The following is a 19338-nucleotide window of genomic DNA, read 5'->3' as shown; positions in this document are numbered from 1 at the left end:
AAGACATTTCAGGCGGGAAGCGTTGCCGCGGCCATGTCGTTCATCGTCGTTTCTGCCTCCTTGCGGACTTGCCAGGCTGTCTCCGAAGCCAGTTTGGCGCCGATGGAAGCGAATTTGCCGGCCTCTTTCGCATAGTCGGATGTGGCGTTCTGGACGAAGTTCACGAACACGTCGAACGCATCGACGAATTCGTCGCCGCCGGTCAGCTTCTCTACAAGCTTCAGGTCATCCTCGAAGCGCCGCTTGAGGAAGGATACGCCTTCAATCTGGTAGCGCAGCAGCGCGCGGACCGAATGCGCCTGCATCGCGGCGGCCGCTCTTATGAATTTTTGCCCGGTTTGGGCGAAAGGGAACAGCTCGGGCGAACGAAACTCTTCCGAATTCCACGTCATGGTGTCTTTCCCTTCGCTTCTCGCTTCAATTTCTTGATTTTGGCTGATGCGGGCGTGAGTGGCGTCCAAAGCCGTGGCTTGCGGACAAGCCTTTGCTTCGCCGGAACGATGCCCGCTCGAAATAGATCGCGGCTCCGGCGATGAAGCCGAGGCAGGGCACGGCGCCCCACAGCAGGAAATCTTCAGTCGCCATCGACGAGCCCCTTTGGTCGTCCTGCTTGAACATCGCAGGTCCGGCGCAAGGTGGCATTGATCATGATCAATCCGGCCCGGCATGCCGGCTTTGACCCTGATCAAGGCGAACGATGGCAATGCCCGCGACAAGTCCATGACAACAAGCCCATCCTCAGATGCAAAGCGAGGGACGGATATGAAGGAATTGCCGCTTGCCGAGGTCTACCGGATCATTGAACCCGTCCGGTCGTCCTGCTTTCGACGCGGTCCAGGCAAGGCCGCTCGAACGTCATGACGATGTCCTGGCACATGATGGTGGAAGTCGCGCCGCCAACCATCGCCTGCATCGTATCAAGCAATGACCTCTCATTCTTCGCCTTGCGTCAAACGAGGGAATGCGTGATCGCGATCCCAGCCGTTGGCCTCGCGGAGAAGGTCGTGAAAGTTGGCAATTGTTCCGGCCGGGACACGGACAAGTTCGCGACCGCATGGTTCACGCCGCTTCCCGCCGAACAGGTATCGGCGCCGCTGGTGGCCGAGTGTTTCGCCAACCTCGAGTGCCGTGTGGTCGATACGCGCCTGGTCAACAGATACAATCTCTTCGTGCTGGAAGTCGTCAAGGCGTGGATCGATCCGCAACAGCCGAGGCCGAAAACCATCCATCACATCGGGAACGGCACCTTCCTGGTCGATGGCGAGGTCATCCATTTCGAATCCCGCATGCCTTGAAAGCCGGGGGCGGCTCGGATGCGACTTTGATCCACATCAAGGCGCCCATGCTCTTCCGGCATAGGGTTCCGCTCATCAAAGGATTCGATCGAAAGCGCGTGCGATGAGCTACAAATCAATTCTCCTGAACCTCAATATCGACGGTCCGATCGAACCGATCACGCGGATCGGCGTGAACCTTGCCAAGCGCTTTGACGCCCGCTTGATAGGGTTCTGCGCCGCGGATGCTCCGTTGCCGGTGACGATGGCGCCGGAGGGCGCGGCGATCGCCGCCGATATCTGGGAACAGTCGCGGGATGAGATCCGACGCCGCCTGCCCGGCCTGAGCGGCGAGTTCGACGGCCTGGTGGCCGGAGCGGTCAAGACGGACTGGCACGGCGAGATCGAAAACCCGGATCACGCCGTGGCCCGGAGAGCCCGCATGGCCGATATCGTCGTCACCAGCGCCTCCCAGGGCGCGTCGACGGGCGACTCCTACCGCACGGTCGATCCAGGATCGCTGGTGCTGCGCGCGGGCCGGCCGGTCCTGATCGCGGCTCAGGGCGCTATGGATTTGCCGGCTCGCAGGATCGTGGTGTCCTGGAAGGACACGCGTGAGGCCAGGCGGGCGGTGGCCGACGCTTTGCCGCTCATGGCCATGGCCGACGAAGTCACCATAGTGGCGGTCGATCGCAATCCGGACGATTGGATCAGGGACAGCGTCAAGGACGCAGCGAGCTTCCTGGCGGGTCATGGCCTCAAGGCGCGCACCGAGATCATCAAGACGACCGATGATGAAAGCAATCGCCTGGTCGATTTCTTCGCTTCGGTGAAGGCCGAGCTGATCGTGTCCGGCGCCTATGGGCATAGCCGGTTGAGGGAATGGGTGTTCGGCGGCGTTACCCGCTCGTTGCTGGACGAGGTGTGGCTCAACCGGCTGATGTCGAGCTGACGCAGGTCGCCTGGGCACGCGCATGATGACGGCGGCAGCCGCGGGATAGAGCATGGTGATCCGCAGCGCCGTCGCCATCGAATATCTCGACCGCGGCGAGAGGCGAGAGGAAATCGCCCCACCGGGCCGCATGGACCGCAGTGAAACATCGCTACCACAAGCAAGGGAATGCGTGGGGGCCACTGTAAGCGACTCTTTTCGGCGCATTGACCGAAATCAAATTCTTCGCGTCGAAATCCTTCATATGTGGCGTAATCAGGCACTTAAGGTTACGCCGCTCAATGAGAAACGCCGTCGCGAAGCTTGTCGACACCTGCAATGCTGAAAGAAGCAAGGGGTCGGACTTTCCAACCATCTGGAGAGATGTGTTGAAGGCGCATCCCTGCGTGCTCGGGCAGCCGGTGCAGGACAGCGGAGAGGACGGTCCCCTGTTGAGGATTCCTTTGATCACCGGCCAGGTCCTCGTGTTCCTGGGCTCGCATTTTTCTCTGTGGTGAGCTCCCCGCCGCCGGGCGGTATCGCCAACCGACCGGGCGTCCGGACCGGCAGCGAGGTCGTCAGCGGGTTGTCAGGCTGTGCTTGCTAGACAGCGCTTGCGACCAATCCATCTTTCCAAGCAGTCCGCTTTCGTGGTCGCCGGACGGCGGACAGGAGCACTTACGATGCAGTTTTTGAGAATTGGACTTGCGTTGACCACGTTGGCTGTTGCGGCGCCGGCCTTCGCGGATTCCACGGTCAACGTGAAATTGTGGGACAAGAACGGCGACATGAACGCCGACGCCAAGATGGGGATGGGCATGCCGGCGAATATGAGCATGGCGATGATGAAGATTCAGGTCGACAAGAAAGTCGTGCCGGCTGGCAAGGTGACCTTCGATGTGACCAACACCTCCCAGGCCACGGTCCATGAAATGATTGTCGTGCCCGTGGCGGACCCGAAAAAGACAACGCTGCCCTATATTTCGAACGAGAACCGTGTCGATGAGGATGCGGCCGGCCATCTGGGCGAGGTCTCGGAACTCGATCCGGGCAAGTCGGGTTCGCTGACGCTCGATCTCAAGCCGGGCTTCTACGCGGTCTTCTGCAACATCCCCGATCATTTCATGAACGGCATGTGGGCCACCATCAAGGTTCAGTAAGACGACACCGAGCACGCCCGGCGACGAACCGCGGCGTGCTCGCCCAGCCAGTGCGGTCGCGAGCTGCGAGAACATCGTCGCGTATCGCAACCGAGCGCGGCCCAACGGGTCTGCCGCCGCAAAGCTTTCCAGCGGTTGGTCGCGCCTATGCCAATCAAGGCGGGCGGAGTGTCGATCGGGTCAGGCGGCTTCTATGGCGCTCTTGATCGACATCACGGAGTGCTTGACGAAGTCCTTGGCGATCTCGCCGACGAGTTTGGCGCTCAATGGCGGCTGATAATGCCTCCGCATCTCACCGAGCGTGCGCGGATCGGCGATCACCAGTACATGCTCGCAGGCTTCCTCGCGGGCCTTATGATTGAGATAGCTCGCGATCGATGCGGCGAAGTCGTCCTCGCCCAGCCGGGACTCGTCCGGACTGGCGGTTGAACTGCGGTGCCTGCCGCCGGATCCGGCGTGAGCCACTTCAAGGACCGCGTCCTCAACTTCGATCAGGTCGAGGTGAGGTTCGTGCCCCTTGTTGTGAAACAGCCGCAGGCTCTCGCCATCCGTAACCGCGACGAGGGTGCCGTTATTCACGATCATGTGTTTCTCCGAGGTCGGATCAGCCGAGCACTCCGGCGCCGTCCGATCATTTCACTGCTGTTGCCAGGCAGGTAAGCCCGGATAGCCTCGCATCGCTTTGACCTTGATCAAAGCCGGGCAAGGCCATGCAATGACCGGCTCGTAGATCACACCGGGGGATCAAAGCCGACGAACGTCGCATCATGCAGGACGGTCGCGCGGTCGAGCCCTGACCCGCTGCAAGGTCCTATTCGAACGAGTAGGTGAATCCTTCCGCCGAGGCGCCCACGATGACTTTCGCCATCTTCTTGCCCTCGAGCGAGCGGTTGAGCACGCCGCGGCTTAGTTCCGGCAGCAGCGTGTTGGTGAGGATGGCGTCGATCATGCGCCCGCCGGATTCGATCTCGGTGCAGCGCGCCTTGACCAGGTCCATCACGCCGTCGCCGATCACCAGTTCAGCGTCGTTGGTTGCCTTGAGGCGGCGCGCGATCTTGCCGAACTGATGCCTGGCAATCGCCTCGATCATCGCGTCCGAGAGCGGATAGTAGGGGATGGTGACGACCCGACCGAGGAAAGCGGCCGGGAACACCTTCAGCAACGGGGCGCGTAGCGCGGTATCTAGGTCGTCGATGCCGGTGCGCACGGTGCCGTTCTTCGTCCGATCCATTATGACATCGGAGCCGACATTCGAGGTGAGCAGGATCAGCGTGTTCTTGAAATCGATGCGACGGCCCTCGCTGTCGTCCATCATGCCCTTGTCGAAGACCTGGAAGAAGATCTCATGCACGTCCGGATGCGCCTTCTCGACCTCGTCGAGCAGGATCACGGAATAGGGTTTCCTGCGCACGGCCTCGGTCAGGATGCCGCCCTTGCCGTAACCGACATAGCCGGGCGGCGCGCCCTTCAGCGTCGAGACCGTATGGGCTTCCTGGAATTCCGACATGTTGATCGAGATCAGGTTCTGCTCGCCGCCATAGAGCGTCTCGGCGAGCGCCAGCGCGGTCTCGGTCTTGCCGACGCCGGAAGGCCCGCAGAGCAGGAACACCCCGACCGGTTTTTCCGGCGCGCCGAGGCCGGCGCGGCTGGTCTGCACGCGCCGGGCGATCATTTCCATGGCGTGATCCTGGCCGACCACGCGCTCGGACAGGGTGGCGGCGAGCCTAAGCGCCTTCTCGGTCTGGCTGGAGAGCATCCGTCCGGTCGGGATGCCGGTCCAGTCCTGCACCACGGCCGCGACCGCATTGCGGTCGACCGACGGCAGGATGAGCGGCGTCTCGCCTTGCGCGGCCGCAAGTTCCGCCATCAGCTCGCGCAGCCGCGCCATGTCGGTTGCTTCATCCGCCGGCTCGGCGGAAGCCGCTTCGGCCTTCGCGGCCTTGGCCCCTTTGGTTTTCGAAGCCTTGGTTTTCTTGGTCTCGGCAGCCTTACTCTCTGCGGGCTTGCTCTCAGTCGGCTTTTGCTCGGGCGCCTTTGCCGCGCCCTCCCCGCCCTCGGTCCCGGCAGCAGCCTCCTCAGCCGCCGCCTCGTCGAGCGGCACACCCTCGCCGCGCAATTTTGCACGCAGGTCAAGGATTTCTGCCACCAAAGCCTTTTCCCGATCCCAGCGCGCCTGGGCAGCCGCCAAAGCGGTCTCGGCCTCCGCCAGCCCCGCGTCGACACGGGCCTGCCGGTCGGCCACGTCGATGCCGATCGCCGCCTCGCGGCCGATGATGCCGCTCTCCACTTCCAGCGCCTGGCGGCGGCGCAGGATATCCTCGACCTCGGCCGGCGTCGCATGCTGCGAGATCGCGACGCGGGCGCAGGCGGTGTCGAGTAGGCTGACCGCCTTGTCCGGCAATTGCCTGGCCGGGATATAGCGATGCGAAAGCGAGACCGCCGCTTCGATCGCCTCGTCCAGGATCTGCACCTTGTGGTGCTGTTCCAGCACGCCGGCGACGCCGCGCAGCATCAGCACGGCCACCGCTTCCGACGGCTCGTCGATCTTGACCACCTGGAAGCGCCGGGTGAGCGCCGGATCCTTCTCGATGTGCTGCTTGTATTCGGCCCAGGTGGTGGCGGCGATGGTGCGCAGCTCGCCGCGCGCCAGCGCCGGCTTCAGGAGATTGGCCGCGTCTCCGGTTCCCGCCGCGCCGCCGGCGCCGATCAGCGTGTGCGCCTCGTCGATGAACAGGATGATCGGCACCTCGGAGGCCTGGACCTCGTCGATGACGGCCTTCAGGCGCTTCTCGAACTCGCCCTTGACGCTGGCGCCGGCCTGCATCAGCCCGACATCGAGCATACGCACCGAGACATTCTGCAATGTCGGCGGCACGTCGCCCTGGGCGATGCGCAGCGCAAATCCCTCGACCACCGCCGTCTTGCCGACGCCCGCCTCGCCGGTCAGGATCGGATTATTTTGCCGGCGCCGCATCAGGATGTCGACGATCTGCCGTATTTCGGGATCGCGGCCGACGACCGGATCGATCTTGCCGTCGCGGGCGCGCTGGGTGAGGTCGGTGGCGTATTTGGCCAAGGCCGAATCCCCGCCCGGGCCGCGCTTGACCGGTGTCTCCGCGGCGGCCGCGACAGGAGGTGAGCCGGCTTCGAGCGAGCCCTCCGTGACATCGGCGAAGCGGGAAATGACCCCGTCGGCATCGATCTTGTCGAATTCGGCGCTGATCTTCGACACCAGGCCTTCGAGCGCGGGCGTCCTCAGACAAGCGAGCAGGATATGGGCGCTGCGCACCTCCTCAACCCCGAACTCCAGCGTCGCCAGGTTCCAACCCTCCTGGATGGCGTGGAAGATGTGGTCGGAGAATTCCTCCACCGAGGTCGCGCCGTAGGGTAGCTTGTCGATGGCGCGGGTCATGTCGGCCGTCAGCCGGCTGACATCCAGTCCGGCGTCGGCGACGATCATCTGCACATCCGAGCGCTCGGACAGCACCAGTTGCTGGATGAAATGGGCGAGCTCGACATAGGGATTGCCGCGCAACTTGGCCGTGTCGGCCGCGGCCTTGAAGGCGCGCACCCCCGTGGCATTGAGCTTGGCTACCAATTCCTTACGCTTGAAGCTCTGCGATGACCGGCGCTGTTCCATCGAACCTGCTCCCGCGATCTGCCGACCATACCCTGCCATATAAGCGGCTGCTTGACAAAGCCGCGTGGCGGATAGGGCCTCTGAATCCATCCGGGCGGCACCGCCCGGTTACACAAGCCTTGCAAACTCCTGGCAACAAACATGGATTGCCGTCCGGACTATGCGAGCCATTTCACATACCGGGTCCGACAATCGCGCAATGGGTTTCGCCTAGAAAACGGCTGCGTTTAGCTTCCGTTAGTTTTTGCGCAGGTGCTCAATTGTCGTCGCGCGAGGCCGGTGATAACGTTACGTCACATAGGGTCTCAGGGCCGCTGGCTGGGGGTTAGTGTGATTGATCTCGCACTCTGGCTGAATCCTCTGAACGGTGCGAATCCGTCGGGAGAGGACTTGCGCAACGACCCGGCCTTTCATGAGCTGGAGCGCCTGACCGAGCCACAGGTCAAAGTCGTTCATGACGGCAACAGCAAGCCCACCTCGCAATCCAGTCCGGTCGACTGGACGGCCGTACTGGAAAAAGCCGAGGAATTGCGGCCGCGCGGCCGGGATTTGCGGCTGCTGGTCATCGTTGCGCGGGCCTTGGCCAACGAGGAAGGGCTGGCCGGCCTCGCCCAGGGCCTGACGCTCATCGCCAAGACCTTCGAACAGTACTGGGACACGATGCACCCTGCGCTGCGGCCGGGCGCGTCCCCACGCGACGCCGCCTTGCGCCGCATCAATGCGCTGCTCGATCTGCAAAACGGCCAGGAGGGCCTGCTGGCGAACCTCAGGCAGGCGGTGTTCTTCTCCCCGCGCGCGATCGGGCCGATCAGTGGCCGGGACCTGGAACAGGCAGCGCTCGACGAACGCGTCATGCTCCAGGAGGCAGCCTCCGGTCTCGGGACCGCCGAAAAGGCGGCGCTGACGAGCGCCCACAACCAGTTGCTGAACCGCGTGCGGACCGGATGCGCGGCGCAGATCGATCAAGCAGCGGACGCGATGACGTCGCTTTTGGCCGACGCGCGTGCCGCGATCGCCGCTCTCGAGGCGGTGGACGTCGCGCTCAACGCCCGCATCGAAGGCAATGGCGCCACCGTCCCGGAATTGAAGAAGTTCCTGCAGCGTTTGCTGACAACGCTGGAGCGGAATTCCAGCGCGGGCACCCAAGTGGCGAATGGTGCCGCGAAAACCTCCCCACAGCCGGCGCAGCCGGCATCGACGCCCGCCCGAAACGGTCATGGAGCCGAGCCGATGGCAAGTGTGGCAAGCCCAGTGGAAGCGAGCGCCGGCCTGCCGGACCGGATCAACTCGCGCGACGAAGTCGTCAAATGCCTGGACCTCGTCGTCGCCTTCTACGACCGCACCGAGCCGTCCAGCCCCATCCCGCATCTCGCCCGGCGGGTGCGCCGGATGGTGCACATGGATTTCGTGGAACTGATGGAAGATCTCGCCCCGTCGGGGCTGAAGGAATTCCGGCTGCTTGCCGGTGTCCCGGATCTCAAGAAGCCGGCCCAGAAGGATGAAAGGTAACCAGCATGCCAGCAGAGAGCAAAGCGAAGGTCATCGAAAGAAACCGCGCGCCGCGCGTGCAGATCGCCTACGACGTCGAAACCTACGGCAGCCCAACGACGATAGAACTGCCGTTCGTCATGGCCGTGATGGCCGACCTTTCCGGCGCTTCACAGACCAAGGAAGCGTCGAAATCGGTCCTCGACCGCAACTTCGTCGAAACCGACGCCAACCGCTTCCCGAAATTCATGGAAGCGATGGGGCCGCGCGTGAAGGCGCGGGTGAAGAACACGCTGCCGCAGGCCGAGGGGCAGGAGCGGGACGAAGAGCTCGCCATCGACCTCACCTTCTCCAAGATGGGCGACTTCGCGCCAGACAAGATCGCCGCGCAGGTCCCGCAGCTGGCCGAGATCCTGAAGATGCGCCGCCAGCTAGAGGAGCTGCTGGGCTTCATGGACGGCCGCGTCGACGCGGAAAAGCGCATTGCGCAGCTTCTGAACAACGAGCCGCTGCTGAGCAAGATCGCCAGCCAGGCGATGGATGACGGCAAGGGCGAGGAGTAAGTCATGGCCGAACAGCAAAAGACCGCAGCCGCCACCGCCGAGGCGGAAGCCATCGATCTCGGCGAATTCAGCGGACTCCTTGAAAAGGATTTCAAGGTCAAGAAGGACGACAGCGAGAAGCTGCAGCAGCTGGTGCGCAATCTGGCATTGGCCGCCCAATCGCGCTCCGAGACCACAACCATCTCGTCCAACGCGATCAAGTCGATCAAGTCGCTGATCGCAGGCATCGACAAGATGCTAACCACGCAGGTCAACGAGATCCTGCATGCGCCCGAAGTGCGCGAGATGGAAGGCACCTGGCGCGGCCTCTGGTACCTGATCAACAACACCGAGACGGATACCAAGCTGAAGATCCGCGTGATGAACATCTCCAAGGAGCAGCTGGCCGACACGCTGGAGGACTATGAAGGCCAGATGTGGGACCAGAGCCCGATCTTCAAGAAGGTCTACACGGACGAGTATTCGATGCTGGGCGGCGAGCCGATCGGCTGCATCATCGGCGCCTACGAATTCTCCAACCATCCGCGCGACGTCGGGCTGCTGCGCAACATTTCCGGCGTCTGCGCCTCGGCCCATACGCCGTTCATCGCCGCTGCCTCGCCGCGGCTGTTCCGCATGGACAGCTGGCAGGAACTGCCCAACCCGCAGGACCTGCAGATGATCGTCAACAACCCGGCCTATGCCTCCTGGCAGTCGCTGCGCGAAAGCGAGGACGCCCGCTATATCGGGCTCACCATGCCGCGCGTGCTGGCGCGCCTGCCCTATGGTTCGGAGACCGTTCCGGTGAAGGGCTTCACCTTCGAGGAGGAGGTGGGCGGCGACCACAACAAATATGTCTGGATGAATGCCGCCTTCCCGATGGGGGTTAACATCAACCGCAGCCACAAGCTCTATGGCTGGGGCACGCAGATCCGCGGCGTCGAGAATGGCGGCACGGTGATCAACCTGCCGGTGCACGCCTTCCCGACCGATGACGGCTCGATCGCGATGAAGTGCCCGACGGAGGTCGCCATCGACGACCGGCGCGAGGCGGAGCTGGCGAAGCTCGGCCTGATGCCGATCCTGCACCGCAAGAACACCGATCTTGCGGCCTTCATCGGCGCGCATTCGCTGCAGGACGACGAGACGCGCGCCGGGCGCCTGGTCGATCCCGACGCGCAGTCGAACGAGCGGCTTTCCGCCAACCTGCCCTACCTGTTCCCGGTCTCGCGCTTCGCGCATTATCTCAAGGCGATCGCGCGCGACAAGATCGGCTCGTTCAAGGAACGCACCGACATGGAGATCTGGTTGACCGAATGGATCAACCGGTACGTGCTGGCCAACCCTGCCTTTGCCGACGACAAGGCGCGCGCCAAACGCCCGCTTGCCGCGGCCGAGGTCCAGGTCGACAGCGTCGAAGGCCGGCCCGGCTACTACAATGCCCGTTTCTATCTGCGTCCGCACTACCAGCTGGAAGGCATCAACGCCTCGCTCCGGCTGGTGTCGGAACTGCCGTCGGTGAAGGGCTGAAATCGTTAAGCAAAGTCATCTTGTTTCGTAGCGGTGGAGAAAGACAATGCCAGACAGAACCGATGCGCCCTCGACGAAAATCGACGGCTTCCTGAAAGTCCCGGACATCAAGGGCCCGAGCAAACGCGACGGCCATGAAGACGAGATCGAGATCCACGGCGTCGATTACAAGATGATCGCGCCCTACGACCCGAACTCGCTGTCGCGGCGCGGCCGCGTATCGATGGGCATGATCAAATTCGTCAAGCACTACGACAAGTCGTCGCCCTATCTGAAGAAGGCACTGTTCGAGAACAAGGCGCTCGACGAGGTGGTGTTTTCGGCGCGCCGCACGATCGATGGCGAAACCAGCGACTATCTGGTGGTGACGCTGACCGACGCCTCGATCATGGAATACGACATGCGGCAGGCGCCCGACGAGCCAGACCTGATCGAGGAAGAGGTCAGCTTCGCCTACAAGAAGATCAAGTTCGTCTACAACAAGGACGACGAGATCGAAATGGACGTCTATGTCGGCAAGTGAGGTCAAGCGGCCCGGCGCGAAGGCGCAGCTCGCCGGCAGCTCCCGGGCAAAGCGCGAGGCGGTCCAGCCCTCCCTCTGGGACCGCCTTGTCAACGATTTGCCCGGGCTGACGTCGGAGATCGATGGGCTGCGTCGCCTGCTGGATGAAGAACTCGGCGCCGAGCGCGTCGAGGCTCTTCTTGCCGGCAGCGCCCGGGGCATCGATGCCGATCCCGAGCTTACGGCCGAGCAGAAACGGCGATTGCACAGGCTGGTCTTCCAGACCGAGCATCGCGCCGAAATCGAAAGCCGCGGCGTGGTGGTGTCGGCGCGCGTGCTGCGCGAAGCCGTGCGCCGCGACATCGAGGCGCTGTTCAACACCGAGCGCTTCGAGTCCGTGCCGATGCTTTCCGATGCAGAGCACGAACAATCCTTGGACGAACTGCCGCCGCTCGCCGATTTTCCGGAAGTACGCCGCAGCGTCGTCAATTACGGCGTGCCCTCCTTCTCCGGCCGCTCGTCGCGGGATTTCGACCGCGATACGCTGGCGCGCGAGATACGCGCGGTGCTCGCCACCTTCGAGCCGCGTCTCAAGGAAAGCGCGACGACAGTGAACGTCACGCTCGGCGACAAGAGCGTCGGCCTCAAGATCGAGATCGACGCGGTGCTGATCATGACGCCGACGCCGGAACGCATGCGGCTGCGCACCACGATCAATCTCGACAACGGCCTGGCGCGAACCGAATTCCGGGAGACCTGAGATGGATCGGGTCTTCGTAGAGTATTACGAAGAAGAACTGACCCACATCCGGGCGCTGGCCGCGGAATTCGCCGACATGCATCCGGCGGTCGCCCGCAATCTTTCCCTCGATACGGTCCCCTGCCCCGACCCCTATGTGGAAAGGCTGCTCGACGGCGTGGCCTTTCTGGCGGCGCGCACGCGGCTGAAGGTCGACGCGGAGCGCTCGCGCTTCTCGCGCGCCGTGCTCGACGTGCTCTATCCGGACCTGGTGACGCCGGCGCCGGCGACGGCAATGGCCGTGCTGAAGCCTGGCCAGCAGGTGCAGTCGATGATCGCCGGCCACGCCGTCGCGCGCGGCACGCGGCTGGTCTCGGGCCTGCATCCGGGACTCTCGACGCGCTCGACCTTCACCACCGCGCAAGAGGTCACGCTGTGGCCGATCGCGATCAATTCGGTCGGCTATTTCCAGGATCGCAGCGCGCTGGCCGCCGCCGGCATCACGCCGGTCGGCGGCGCGCGCGGCGAGGCGGCGTTCCGCATCGCCCTCGCCCGAACCGGAAAAGGCAAGCTCAGCGAATTGTCGCTCGAGCGCCTCGACCTCTATTTCGCCGGACGCGCCAAGGCGCCGCTCATCTTCGACGCGATCTTCGGCGCCTGCTCGGCCGTCGGCGCGCGGGCGGAAGGCAAGACCAATCCGCTCACCGCCCTGCCCGAGCCCGAAATGATCGGCATCCACGACGATGAAGCGCTGATGCCGCGCACCCGCCCGACCTTCGAGGGATACCGGCTGCTGCGCGAGTATTTCATGATCCCCGAGCGCTTCCACTATGTGCGGGTCGCCGGCCTGCTGCCGGTGATCCGCAAGTGCGACGGGGCAATGGAGATCATCTTCCTGTTCCGGCGGCCGGTACCGGAGCTCGCCGATGTGACGGCGGCCGATTTCGAGCTGTTCGCGACGCCGATCATCAATCTCTTCGAACGCGAATGCAACGTCGTCGAGATCGATCCGCGCCGGACGCGTCAGGTGCTGCACGCCGACCGTACCAGGGCGCGCGACTTCGAGATCTTCCGGGTCACCCGAGTGGAAGACGCCGACGCCGAAGGCAGCGAAGCGGTCATTCCCGAACTGTTCAGCCTGGGGCAGAACCGCGGCAGCGGCTGGGTCTATTCGACCGAGCGGCGGCCGCGCCGGGCGACGGAGGACGAACGGCGCGAAGGCCTGACCCGCACCTCCTATACCGGCGACGACGTTTTTCTCGCGGTCTCGCGCCCGGCGGGAAGCCCGGCGAACCGGCCGCTGAAGCGGCTCGACGTGATGGCGCTCTGCACCAACCGCGACCTGCCGATCCTCGACGACACGCCGACGCTGACGCTGGAGACCGCCGATCCGGTGGAAGCAGTGCGGCTGCTCGGCGCGCTGCGACCACCGCAGCCGGCGATCCCGGCAGCGCTGCCGGCAGGCGCCGAAGGCGAATCCCGCGCCGACAATCTCGCCTGGCGGCTGGTGGCGCAGCTCTCGCTCAACTTCCTCAGCCTCGCCAAGGAAGGCCGCGGCGTCGATCCGCTGCACGCGCTGCTCGACCTTTATGCCGACCGCGGCGATCCTGGCCTTGCCCGCAACGTGCATTCGATCACCCGCATCGACTCGCGCCCGGTGATTGAGCGGCTGCAGATCGACGGGCCGATGTGTTTCGGCCGCGGCACTGAGGTGACGCTGCATGTCGACCAGTCGGTGCTGGCGGGCCAGAGCACACTGCTGCTTTCGGCCCTGCTGGCGCGGCTGTTCGCCCGCCATGCGGGCATAAACGGTTTCGTGCGGACCCGCACGCGGTTGCTGCAGAAGCAGGAGGATGTGCCATGGCCGATGACGCCCGGCAATCGCTACCTGATCTAGCGCAACCGGCCCCAACGGAAGCGGAGCCGCTGTCGGACGGGTATGATTTCTTCGAGCTGCTGCGCCGCCTGGAGCAGCGGCGGGGGCTGTTCGGCCATTCCGGAACCGCGGAGCGGGAGCCGGCAAGGCTCGGCCAGCATGTGCGCCTGAGCTTCTCGGCCAGGGACGTGGTCAAATTCCAGGATGCGGGCGACAAGGCTCCGGCGCGGGTGACCGTCGCCAATCTCGGCCTGCTCGGGCCGGAAGGGCCAATGCCGCTGCATCTGACGCGCTGGGTGCTCGACCGGCTGTCGCAGCGCTGGTTCACCGGCGCCGACGCCGAGCAGACCAGCGACACGACCTTCGTCGACTTCGTCAACATCCTGCAGCACCGCATGATCGCACTTTACTATCGCGCCTGGGCAGACGCGCATCCGGCGGTGCAGGTCGAACGTTCGGTCGGCGGGCGCGTGCGCGCCATGCTGGAAGCCATGGCCGGCATCGGCCTGCCCGGAACGCAGGATCCCGAGCTCGACACGGTGCGGCTGCGCCAGGCCGGATCGCTGGCCAACCAGGTCGACGGCGCCGAGCGGCTGACGCTGTTCCTCGCCACCGCCTTCAAGGTACCGGTTGAGATCAAGGAATTCGTCGCCGCCTGGATCGCCATACCGGTGGCGCTGCAGAGCCGTATCGGCAAGGCCTATGCCTCGCTCGGCAGCGGCGCGACAATCGGCCCGCGCGTCTTCAGCCGGCAGAGCCGGATCGAGTTGCGCGTCGGTCCGCTCAGCCTTGACGACTTCAAGTCGTTCCTGCCCGGAGAACGGCGCCTTGCGCTGTTCAAGCAGGCGGTGCGCGACATGATCGGCGAGGCGCTCGACGTCGATCTCAGGATCGTGCTGGCGCGGGAGGCGGTGCCACCGCCTAAAATGGGAACCATCCAGCTCGGTCGGACCTCCTGGTTTTCACGCCCCGCCGAAAAGGGGGACGCCGACGATCTGAGATTGCGCACCATCGTCGGCTGGCGGCCCGACATGGCGGAGGCAGCCGCATGAGCCTGCTGCTGACCCTGGAACAAGGCCCGCGCTCGCAGGTGGTCAGGCAGACCCGGCTGGACGAGGGCGAGTTGGTGATCGGCCGCAGCGCCGATGCCGGCTGGCGGATCGACGATCCGGACATGTTCGTCTCGCGCGCCCATTGCAAGATCAGCGGCGGGCGCGACGGCTATTATGTCACCGATACGTCGAGCAGCGGATTGTTCATCGACGACTCAGACAGCCCGCTCGGAACCGGCAGGTCGACCCGCCTGCAAAGCGGGATGCGGCTGCGCATGGGCGACTATGTGCTCCATGTCGAGATCCAGCCGGGCGCCGGCCACACCTCGATCGGTCAGGCACCGATCGCCAACGCCGCGCCGGCATGGTCGTCGCCACAATCGCGGACGCCAGCCAGTATCGGCGGCGACGATTTCTTCTCGGCCAAGGCCGAGGAGGAGCCGCAGCGGCCGCGCCCGGCAGGACTGCCCGATCCATTCGAGCAACCTGTGCCCGGAGCCTACGATCGCGCTTCCAACCAGCGCAGCTCGCCAGCTTTCGACGACCCGTTCAGCCTCGATCCGGTGGCGACGCCGAGCTCGAACGACGAGCTCGCCACCGGCCGAGCGGACCCGTTCGGCTTTAGCGACATGCCAGCGCGCAACGACATGCCCGAGCCCGCGCCCAAAGCCCCCGGCTTCGACGATTTCAGCTTCGGACCAGCCGCGACGCCTGCGTCCAGCACCAGCTCCGATGCGGCCGGTCGCCACGAGCGGCCGGCCGAGAAGCCGAAGGCGGCCCGTCCCTGGGAGATACCAGCGCAGGCGTCCGCTCCCCCGCAATCTCGCCCTGCTCCCGCGCCGAGGCCATCGCATCCGACGCAGCCCGCGCCGAGCGACATGGCCCTGCGCGCGGCATTCCTGCGCGGCATGGGCGTCGAGGAGGCCGATTTTCCCGGGCGCGACGCGATCGCCGAGATGGAGAAATTCGGCCGTGAGTACCGCCTGATGCTCGACGGCCTGATGCAGCTCCTGCGCAAGCGCGCCGAAGAGAAGGGCAGCGCGCGCGTCGCACAGACGGTGGTCGGGTCTTCGGAAGTCAACCCGCTGAAATTCCTGCCGACGGTCGAGGACGTCATCGTCACCATCATCGCCGAACGCAGTCCCGGCTTTCTCTCCGGCGAGGCGGCGATCAGCGATGCTGTCAAGGATCTCGCGCAGCATCACGTGCGCGCCTGGCGCGGCGTGCAGGCAGCACTTCGGCGCATGATCGACCGTTTCGATCCGGCCGCCATCGAGGAAGAGCTCAAGTCCAATTCCGCGATCGGCAATCTGCTCGCCGGCGGGCGCAACGCCAAGCTGTGGGAACTCTATCAGAAACGCCATCGCGACATCGCCCAGAGCGCGGAATCGAGTTTCCTGGGCGAGATCGGCGCAGACTTCAGGGATGCATATGAAGAGGAGTGAAGCATGATCGACAGACGCGAATTCATCGTTGCCCTCGGCGCCACGGGGCTGCTCGCGGCTTGCCAGAGCGGCCCGCCGAAACCATCGGTGATCTCGGTCAACGTGACCGGCGGCGCCGGCATGAATCCGGGACCAGGTGGCGGCGACCGGCCGGTGACGGTGTTGGTGATGCGGCTTGCCAGCACCGGCAAGTTCAACTCGGCCGATTACTTCGCGCTGCAGGGCGATGCCGGCTCGGCGCTGGGCGCCGACCTGATCGGCTCGGACGCGATCTCGGTGGCGCCGGGCAAGACGGCAGCCAAGACCATCACGGTCGAGCCGAACGCGACGGCGCTGGGCTTCGTCGCGCTGATCCGGGAACCCGGCGGACGCAACTGGCGCACGACCAAGTCGGTTTCGCCAGGGTCGAAATTCACCATCAATGTCAGCCTCGGCAAGGGCGGCATCTCCGCCTAGCGAAGCGTCAACACGGCAGTGCAGAGAGTGGCAGAATGAGCGACGCAAACAGGGTGCTGTGGTCCGAGGGCCTCTTCTTGAGGACCCAGCATTTTCAGCAGCAGGACCGGTTCTTCGAGGGGATGGTGCGCGGCGCCTTGCAGGCCGGCCAGCTCCATACGTTCGGCTTCCAGCAGCTGACGCTCGACCAGTCGCTGCTCGACGCCGGCCAGGTGTCGATCGTGTCCGCCCGGGGCATCTTCCCGGACGGCACGCCCTTCTCCATCCCGGAGCTGATGGATGCGCCTAAACCGCTGCCGGTCACGGCCGACACCGGTGCCGGACCGGTGCTGGTGGCGCTGCCGCTGGAGCCGCCCGGCGGCGTCGGATTCGATCCTGCGCATGCCCAATCGACCGGCGCGCGCTACCACGGCAAGATCGTCCCGGTGCGCGACGCCGTGCAGGGCGGCGCCGATCCGGAAGAGATCGAAATCGCCCGGCCGCAAGCGGTACTGCTGGCACCCGGCAAATCGGTCGGTGGCTACACGGCACTGCCGATCGCCGATATCACGGGCGTGCGCGCCGATGGCGGCGTCTCGCTCGACGAGACGTTCCTGCCGCCGACGCTGATCACCGGCGCCGTGCACTGGTACCGGCAATTGCTGCAGGAGGTCGTCACCGGCCTCGACCAGATCGCCGAAGCGCATGGCAAGATGGTGATGGGCGGGGCCGGCCGCAGCGTCGAGGATCTTCTGATGCTTCACCTCGCCAACGCCGCGCGGCCACGGCTTGCGCATATGCTCGCGCAGGACGTCTTCCATCCGGCCGAGCTCTATCTCGAGCTTGCCGGCCTCGCCGGCGAGATGGCCACCTACGGCTCCAGCTCGCGGCGGCTCGGCGAGTTGCCGGCCTACGATCATATGGCGCCAGGCCCCGCCTATATGGCGCTGGCCGACGCCTTGCGCTCGCTGATCCTCAGCCTGCGCTACATCGAGCCGAAATCGCGCGCGCTTCCAGTCATGCGGCACGCCACCAATGTCTGGAAGGTACGGATTGACAACCCGAAGCTTCTGGTCGCCAGCCGCATCGTCATCCGCGTCGGCTCCGAGCTGTCAGAAGACGCGCTGCGCAAGATCTTCGTCAACCAGGCGACGGTCGGCTCGGCGGACCAGTTCGAGGGCCTGTGGAAATCGCGCCTGCCCGGCATTCCGCTGAAGCCGCTGCATTCGCAGCCGCGCGAGATCCCCTATGACGGCGACCGGCTGTGCCTGGAGCTCGACCAGAAGAGCGAGCATTGGGCCTCGCTGCTCGACGCTCCGGGCTTCGTCATCGGTGTTTCCGGCGTGCTGCCGAGCGAGCCGCAGGTCGACTGCTATTCGGTGAACAGGTGAGGCCATGAGCCGGGATGATCCCTTCGGACTGTCGGAGGATCGCGAGCGCACACGCATCCGGCTGACCGGTGCGGCGCCCCGACCGATGGCGCCGCTGGCGCCGGGCGCGCCGGTCAAGCGGGCGCGCGCCCATCCCAACACGCTCATCAACATCTTCGCGCCGCTGCTCGAATTCGCGCCGGAGCTCGAAAGCGCGCTGGCACCGGAGAACCCGGAAGTGATGCGCACGCGCCTGCTCGACGAGCTGGTGCGGGCGCGCGACGCCGCCGTTGCCGCGGGCTCCTCGCTGGAGCGCGCCGACCAGGCGGCCTGGGCGGTGGCGGCGCTGCTCGACGACCTTGCGCTCAACACGCCCTGGGGCGGCGCCAGCGCCTGGCCGCGCCAGCCGCTTGTGGTCATGCTGCGCGGCGACGTCGATGCCGGCACCCAGTTCTTCACCCGCCTCGACGAGCTGGAGCGGCATCCCAATCGCGACCGCGAGATGCTGGAGCTGCAATATTACTGCCTGGCGCTCGGCTTCCGCGGCAAGTACCGGGTGCCCGGCCGCGCCGGCGACCGGTCGCTCAATGCGGTGCGCGTCGCGGCGGCGCGCTTCCTGCGCAACGCCGACGCCGAGGATTCGCCGCTATCGCCGAACTGGAAAGGCGTGATCGCCTCCGATGAACCGCAGCGCTTCATCGTGCCGATCTGGGTGATGGCGCTTGCCGCGATTGTCGTCGCCGCGGCTGCCTATGTCGGCCTGTCGATGGGCTTGAGCAGCCAGGCGGTCGAGCTTTCCGCGCTGGTGCGCACGCTGCCGCCGGCCTCGCGCGGCGACGTCACCCGCGCCGCGCCCAAGCAGGATGCGCCCGAACCCGAAGCGCCGCAGCCGGTCGATTTCGCTTTGCTGCCCGAGTTCAAGGCTGAAGCACCGGACGACCTCAAAGGCGCGCTCAGCGGCACCGAGAGCGTCTCGCTGGCGAAGCTCATCATCCAGTCCTCCAATCCCGAGCTGTTCCAGTCGTCGCGGCCGACGCTGACCGAGGGCTACGAGCCGCTGATCGCGTCGATCGCCAAGGTTATCCTCGACAACAAGGAACTGATCGGAAAAATCACCGTCGTCGGCCATACCGACAATGTGCGCCTGCAAAAGTCGAACCCGCTGGCCAGCAACCAGCGCCTGTCGGAAGCGCGCGCCGAAACCATAGCCAAGCTTCTGGTGCAGGCGGGCGTGCCACAGGACAGCATCTCTTCCGAGGGCCGTGCCGAAACCGATCCGGTAGCCGACAATTCGACGCGCGAAGGCCGCGCGCTCAACCGTCGCGTCGAGGTCCTGGTCGAGAAGAGGCTCTGA

19 protein-coding genes and 1 pseudogene are annotated in these 19338 nt (G+C 65.1%); 16 read left to right on the top strand and 4 right to left on the bottom strand.

What is annotated here, in order from left to right:
- Positions 1–8 precede the first annotated feature (8 nt).
- Both EN862_RS30035 and EN862_RS30030 read right to left on the bottom strand, forming a co-directional pair.
- On the bottom strand, positions 9–461 hold the full coding sequence (locus EN862_RS30035; RefSeq protein WP_245519737.1) for a phasin family protein: 453 nt from the start codon (positions 459–461) through the stop codon (positions 9–11).
- Positions 418–618, bottom strand: a complete 201-nt coding sequence (locus EN862_RS30030; protein WP_135879546.1) for a hypothetical protein — start codon at positions 616–618, stop codon at positions 418–420. Before EN862_RS30030 ends, EN862_RS30035 begins: the two co-directional genes overlap by 44 nt.
- A gap of 144 nt (positions 619–762) precedes the next feature.
- Here EN862_RS30030 and EN862_RS30025 point away from each other — a divergent pair.
- The 5 genes and pseudogenes from EN862_RS30025 to EN862_RS30010 all read left to right on the top strand — a co-directional run bounded on the left by EN862_RS30025 (position 763) and on the right by EN862_RS30010 (position 3365).
- Positions 763–1295, top strand: a pseudogene (locus tag EN862_RS30025) (flavin reductase family protein).
- Between the two features lie 103 nt (positions 1296–1398).
- The gene (locus tag EN862_RS30020) at positions 1399–2226 is read left to right on the top strand and encodes a universal stress protein (protein ID WP_127868510.1); all 828 of its coding nucleotides are present in this window, start codon (positions 1399–1401) and stop codon (positions 2224–2226) included.
- A 52-nt stretch (positions 2227–2278) separates the two neighbouring features.
- Positions 2279–2551, top strand: coding sequence for a hypothetical protein (locus EN862_RS30015; protein WP_127868511.1), 273 nt, complete (start codon positions 2279–2281; stop codon positions 2549–2551).
- A gap of 43 nt (positions 2552–2594) precedes the next feature.
- A complete protein-coding gene (locus EN862_RS37450) occupies positions 2595–2723 on the top strand; it encodes a hypothetical protein (RefSeq protein ID WP_281035866.1) in 129 nt (42 codons plus the stop codon).
- Between the two features lie 165 nt (positions 2724–2888).
- Complete coding sequence (locus EN862_RS30010; protein WP_245519736.1) at positions 2889–3365, top strand: plastocyanin/azurin family copper-binding protein; 477 nt, start codon at positions 2889–2891, stop codon at positions 3363–3365.
- Positions 3366–3545: 180 nt separating this feature from the next.
- On the opposite strand, the gene EN862_RS30005 is transcribed toward EN862_RS30010, so the two are convergent.
- Positions 3546–3950 (bottom strand): host attachment protein, encoded by a 405-nt coding sequence (locus tag EN862_RS30005; RefSeq protein WP_127868512.1) that lies wholly within the window; start codon positions 3948–3950, stop codon positions 3546–3548.
- Positions 3951–4176: 226 nt separating this feature from the next.
- Positions 4177–7005 (bottom strand): type VI secretion system ATPase TssH, encoded by a 2829-nt coding sequence (gene tssH / locus EN862_RS30000; RefSeq protein WP_127868513.1) that lies wholly within the window; start codon positions 7003–7005, stop codon positions 4177–4179.
- A 330-nt stretch (positions 7006–7335) separates the two neighbouring features.
- Here tssH and tssA point away from each other — a divergent pair, with 330 nt between their 5' ends.
- The 11 genes from tssA to tssL are packed head-to-tail and all read left to right on the top strand — an operon-like array spanning position 7336 to position 19338.
- Positions 7336–8514 (top strand): type VI secretion system protein TssA, encoded by a 1179-nt coding sequence (tssA, locus tag EN862_RS29995; RefSeq protein ID WP_127868514.1) that lies wholly within the window; start codon positions 7336–7338, stop codon positions 8512–8514.
- Positions 8515–8519: 5 nt separating this feature from the next.
- On the top strand, positions 8520–9056 hold the full coding sequence (tssB, locus tag EN862_RS29990; RefSeq protein ID WP_127868515.1) for a type VI secretion system contractile sheath small subunit: 537 nt from the start codon (positions 8520–8522) through the stop codon (positions 9054–9056).
- 3 nt (positions 9057–9059) lie between these two features.
- The gene (tssC, locus tag EN862_RS29985) at positions 9060–10565 is read left to right on the top strand and encodes a type VI secretion system contractile sheath large subunit (RefSeq protein WP_095819690.1); all 1506 of its coding nucleotides are present in this window, start codon (positions 9060–9062) and stop codon (positions 10563–10565) included.
- 46 nt (positions 10566–10611) lie between these two features.
- Positions 10612–11088, top strand: coding sequence for an Hcp family type VI secretion system effector (locus EN862_RS29980; RefSeq protein WP_127868516.1), 477 nt, complete (start codon positions 10612–10614; stop codon positions 11086–11088).
- Positions 11075–11827, top strand: a complete 753-nt coding sequence (tssE, locus tag EN862_RS29975; protein WP_127868517.1) for a type VI secretion system baseplate subunit TssE — start codon at positions 11075–11077, stop codon at positions 11825–11827. Before EN862_RS29980 ends, tssE begins: the two co-directional genes overlap by 14 nt.
- Before the next feature lies 1 nt (position 11828).
- The gene (gene tssF / locus EN862_RS29970) at positions 11829–13703 is read left to right on the top strand and encodes a type VI secretion system baseplate subunit TssF (protein WP_127868518.1); all 1875 of its coding nucleotides are present in this window, start codon (positions 11829–11831) and stop codon (positions 13701–13703) included.
- Positions 13667–14734, top strand: coding sequence for a type VI secretion system baseplate subunit TssG (tssG, locus tag EN862_RS29965; protein WP_127868519.1), 1068 nt, complete (start codon positions 13667–13669; stop codon positions 14732–14734). The genes tssF and tssG overlap by 37 nt, the downstream gene beginning before the upstream one ends.
- Complete coding sequence (tagH, locus tag EN862_RS29960; protein ID WP_127868520.1) at positions 14731–16179, top strand: type VI secretion system-associated FHA domain protein TagH; 1449 nt, start codon at positions 14731–14733, stop codon at positions 16177–16179. Before tssG ends, tagH begins: the two co-directional genes overlap by 4 nt.
- A 3-nt stretch (positions 16180–16182) precedes the next feature.
- Positions 16183–16635, top strand: coding sequence for a type VI secretion system lipoprotein TssJ (gene tssJ / locus EN862_RS29955; RefSeq protein WP_040985738.1), 453 nt, complete (start codon positions 16183–16185; stop codon positions 16633–16635).
- Between the two features lie 35 nt (positions 16636–16670).
- Positions 16671–18005 carry a type VI secretion system baseplate subunit TssK gene (gene tssK, locus EN862_RS29950; protein WP_127868521.1) on the top strand — a complete coding sequence of 445 codons (1335 nt, stop codon included), beginning with the start codon at positions 16671–16673 and terminating at the stop codon, positions 18003–18005.
- 4 nt (positions 18006–18009) lie between these two features.
- Positions 18010–19338 (top strand): type VI secretion system protein TssL, long form, encoded by a 1329-nt coding sequence (gene tssL / locus EN862_RS29945; protein ID WP_127868522.1) that lies wholly within the window; start codon positions 18010–18012, stop codon positions 19336–19338.

Source organism: Mesorhizobium sp. M2E.F.Ca.ET.219.01.1.1 (assembly GCF_004016445.2).
In the GTDB taxonomy this organism is placed as follows: domain Bacteria; phylum Pseudomonadota; class Alphaproteobacteria; order Rhizobiales; family Rhizobiaceae; genus Mesorhizobium.
This window is presented reverse-complemented; position numbering and strand designations above follow the sequence as displayed.

What these genes read in the sequence shown, in the direction of transcription:
- EN862_RS29980 (WP_127868516.1), top strand. Translation starts at nt 10,612, where the DNA reads ATGCCAGACAGAACCGATGCGCCCTCGACGAAAATCGACGGCTTCCTG.
- tssF (WP_127868518.1), top strand. Translation starts at nt 11,829, where the DNA reads ATGGATCGGGTCTTCGTAGAGTATTACGAAGAAGAACTGACCCACATC.
- tagH (WP_127868520.1), top strand. Translation starts at nt 14,731, where the DNA reads ATGAGCCTGCTGCTGACCCTGGAACAAGGCCCGCGCTCGCAGGTGGTC.
- EN862_RS30020 (WP_127868510.1), top strand. Translation starts at nt 1,399, where the DNA reads ATGAGCTACAAATCAATTCTCCTGAACCTCAATATCGACGGTCCGATC.
- tssJ (WP_040985738.1), top strand. Translation starts at nt 16,183, where the DNA reads ATGATCGACAGACGCGAATTCATCGTTGCCCTCGGCGCCACGGGGCTG.
- EN862_RS30005 (WP_127868512.1), bottom strand. Translation starts at nt 3,950, where the DNA reads ATGATCGTGAATAACGGCACCCTCGTCGCGGTTACGGATGGCGAGAGC.
- tssH (WP_127868513.1), bottom strand. Translation starts at nt 7,005, where the DNA reads ATGGAACAGCGCCGGTCATCGCAGAGCTTCAAGCGTAAGGAATTGGTA.
- EN862_RS30010 (WP_245519736.1), top strand. Translation starts at nt 2,889, where the DNA reads ATGCAGTTTTTGAGAATTGGACTTGCGTTGACCACGTTGGCTGTTGCG.
- EN862_RS30030 (WP_135879546.1), bottom strand. Translation starts at nt 618, where the DNA reads ATGTTCAAGCAGGACGACCAAAGGGGCTCGTCGATGGCGACTGAAGAT.
- tssL (WP_127868522.1), top strand. Translation starts at nt 18,010, where the DNA reads ATGAGCCGGGATGATCCCTTCGGACTGTCGGAGGATCGCGAGCGCACA.
- tssB (WP_127868515.1), top strand. Translation starts at nt 8,520, where the DNA reads ATGCCAGCAGAGAGCAAAGCGAAGGTCATCGAAAGAAACCGCGCGCCG.
- tssG (WP_127868519.1), top strand. Translation starts at nt 13,667, where the DNA reads ATGGCCGATGACGCCCGGCAATCGCTACCTGATCTAGCGCAACCGGCC.
- tssK (WP_127868521.1), top strand. Translation starts at nt 16,671, where the DNA reads ATGAGCGACGCAAACAGGGTGCTGTGGTCCGAGGGCCTCTTCTTGAGG.
- tssC (WP_095819690.1), top strand. Translation starts at nt 9,060, where the DNA reads ATGGCCGAACAGCAAAAGACCGCAGCCGCCACCGCCGAGGCGGAAGCC.
- EN862_RS30015 (WP_127868511.1), top strand. Translation starts at nt 2,279, where the DNA reads ATGGTGATCCGCAGCGCCGTCGCCATCGAATATCTCGACCGCGGCGAG.
- tssE (WP_127868517.1), top strand. Translation starts at nt 11,075, where the DNA reads ATGTCGGCAAGTGAGGTCAAGCGGCCCGGCGCGAAGGCGCAGCTCGCC.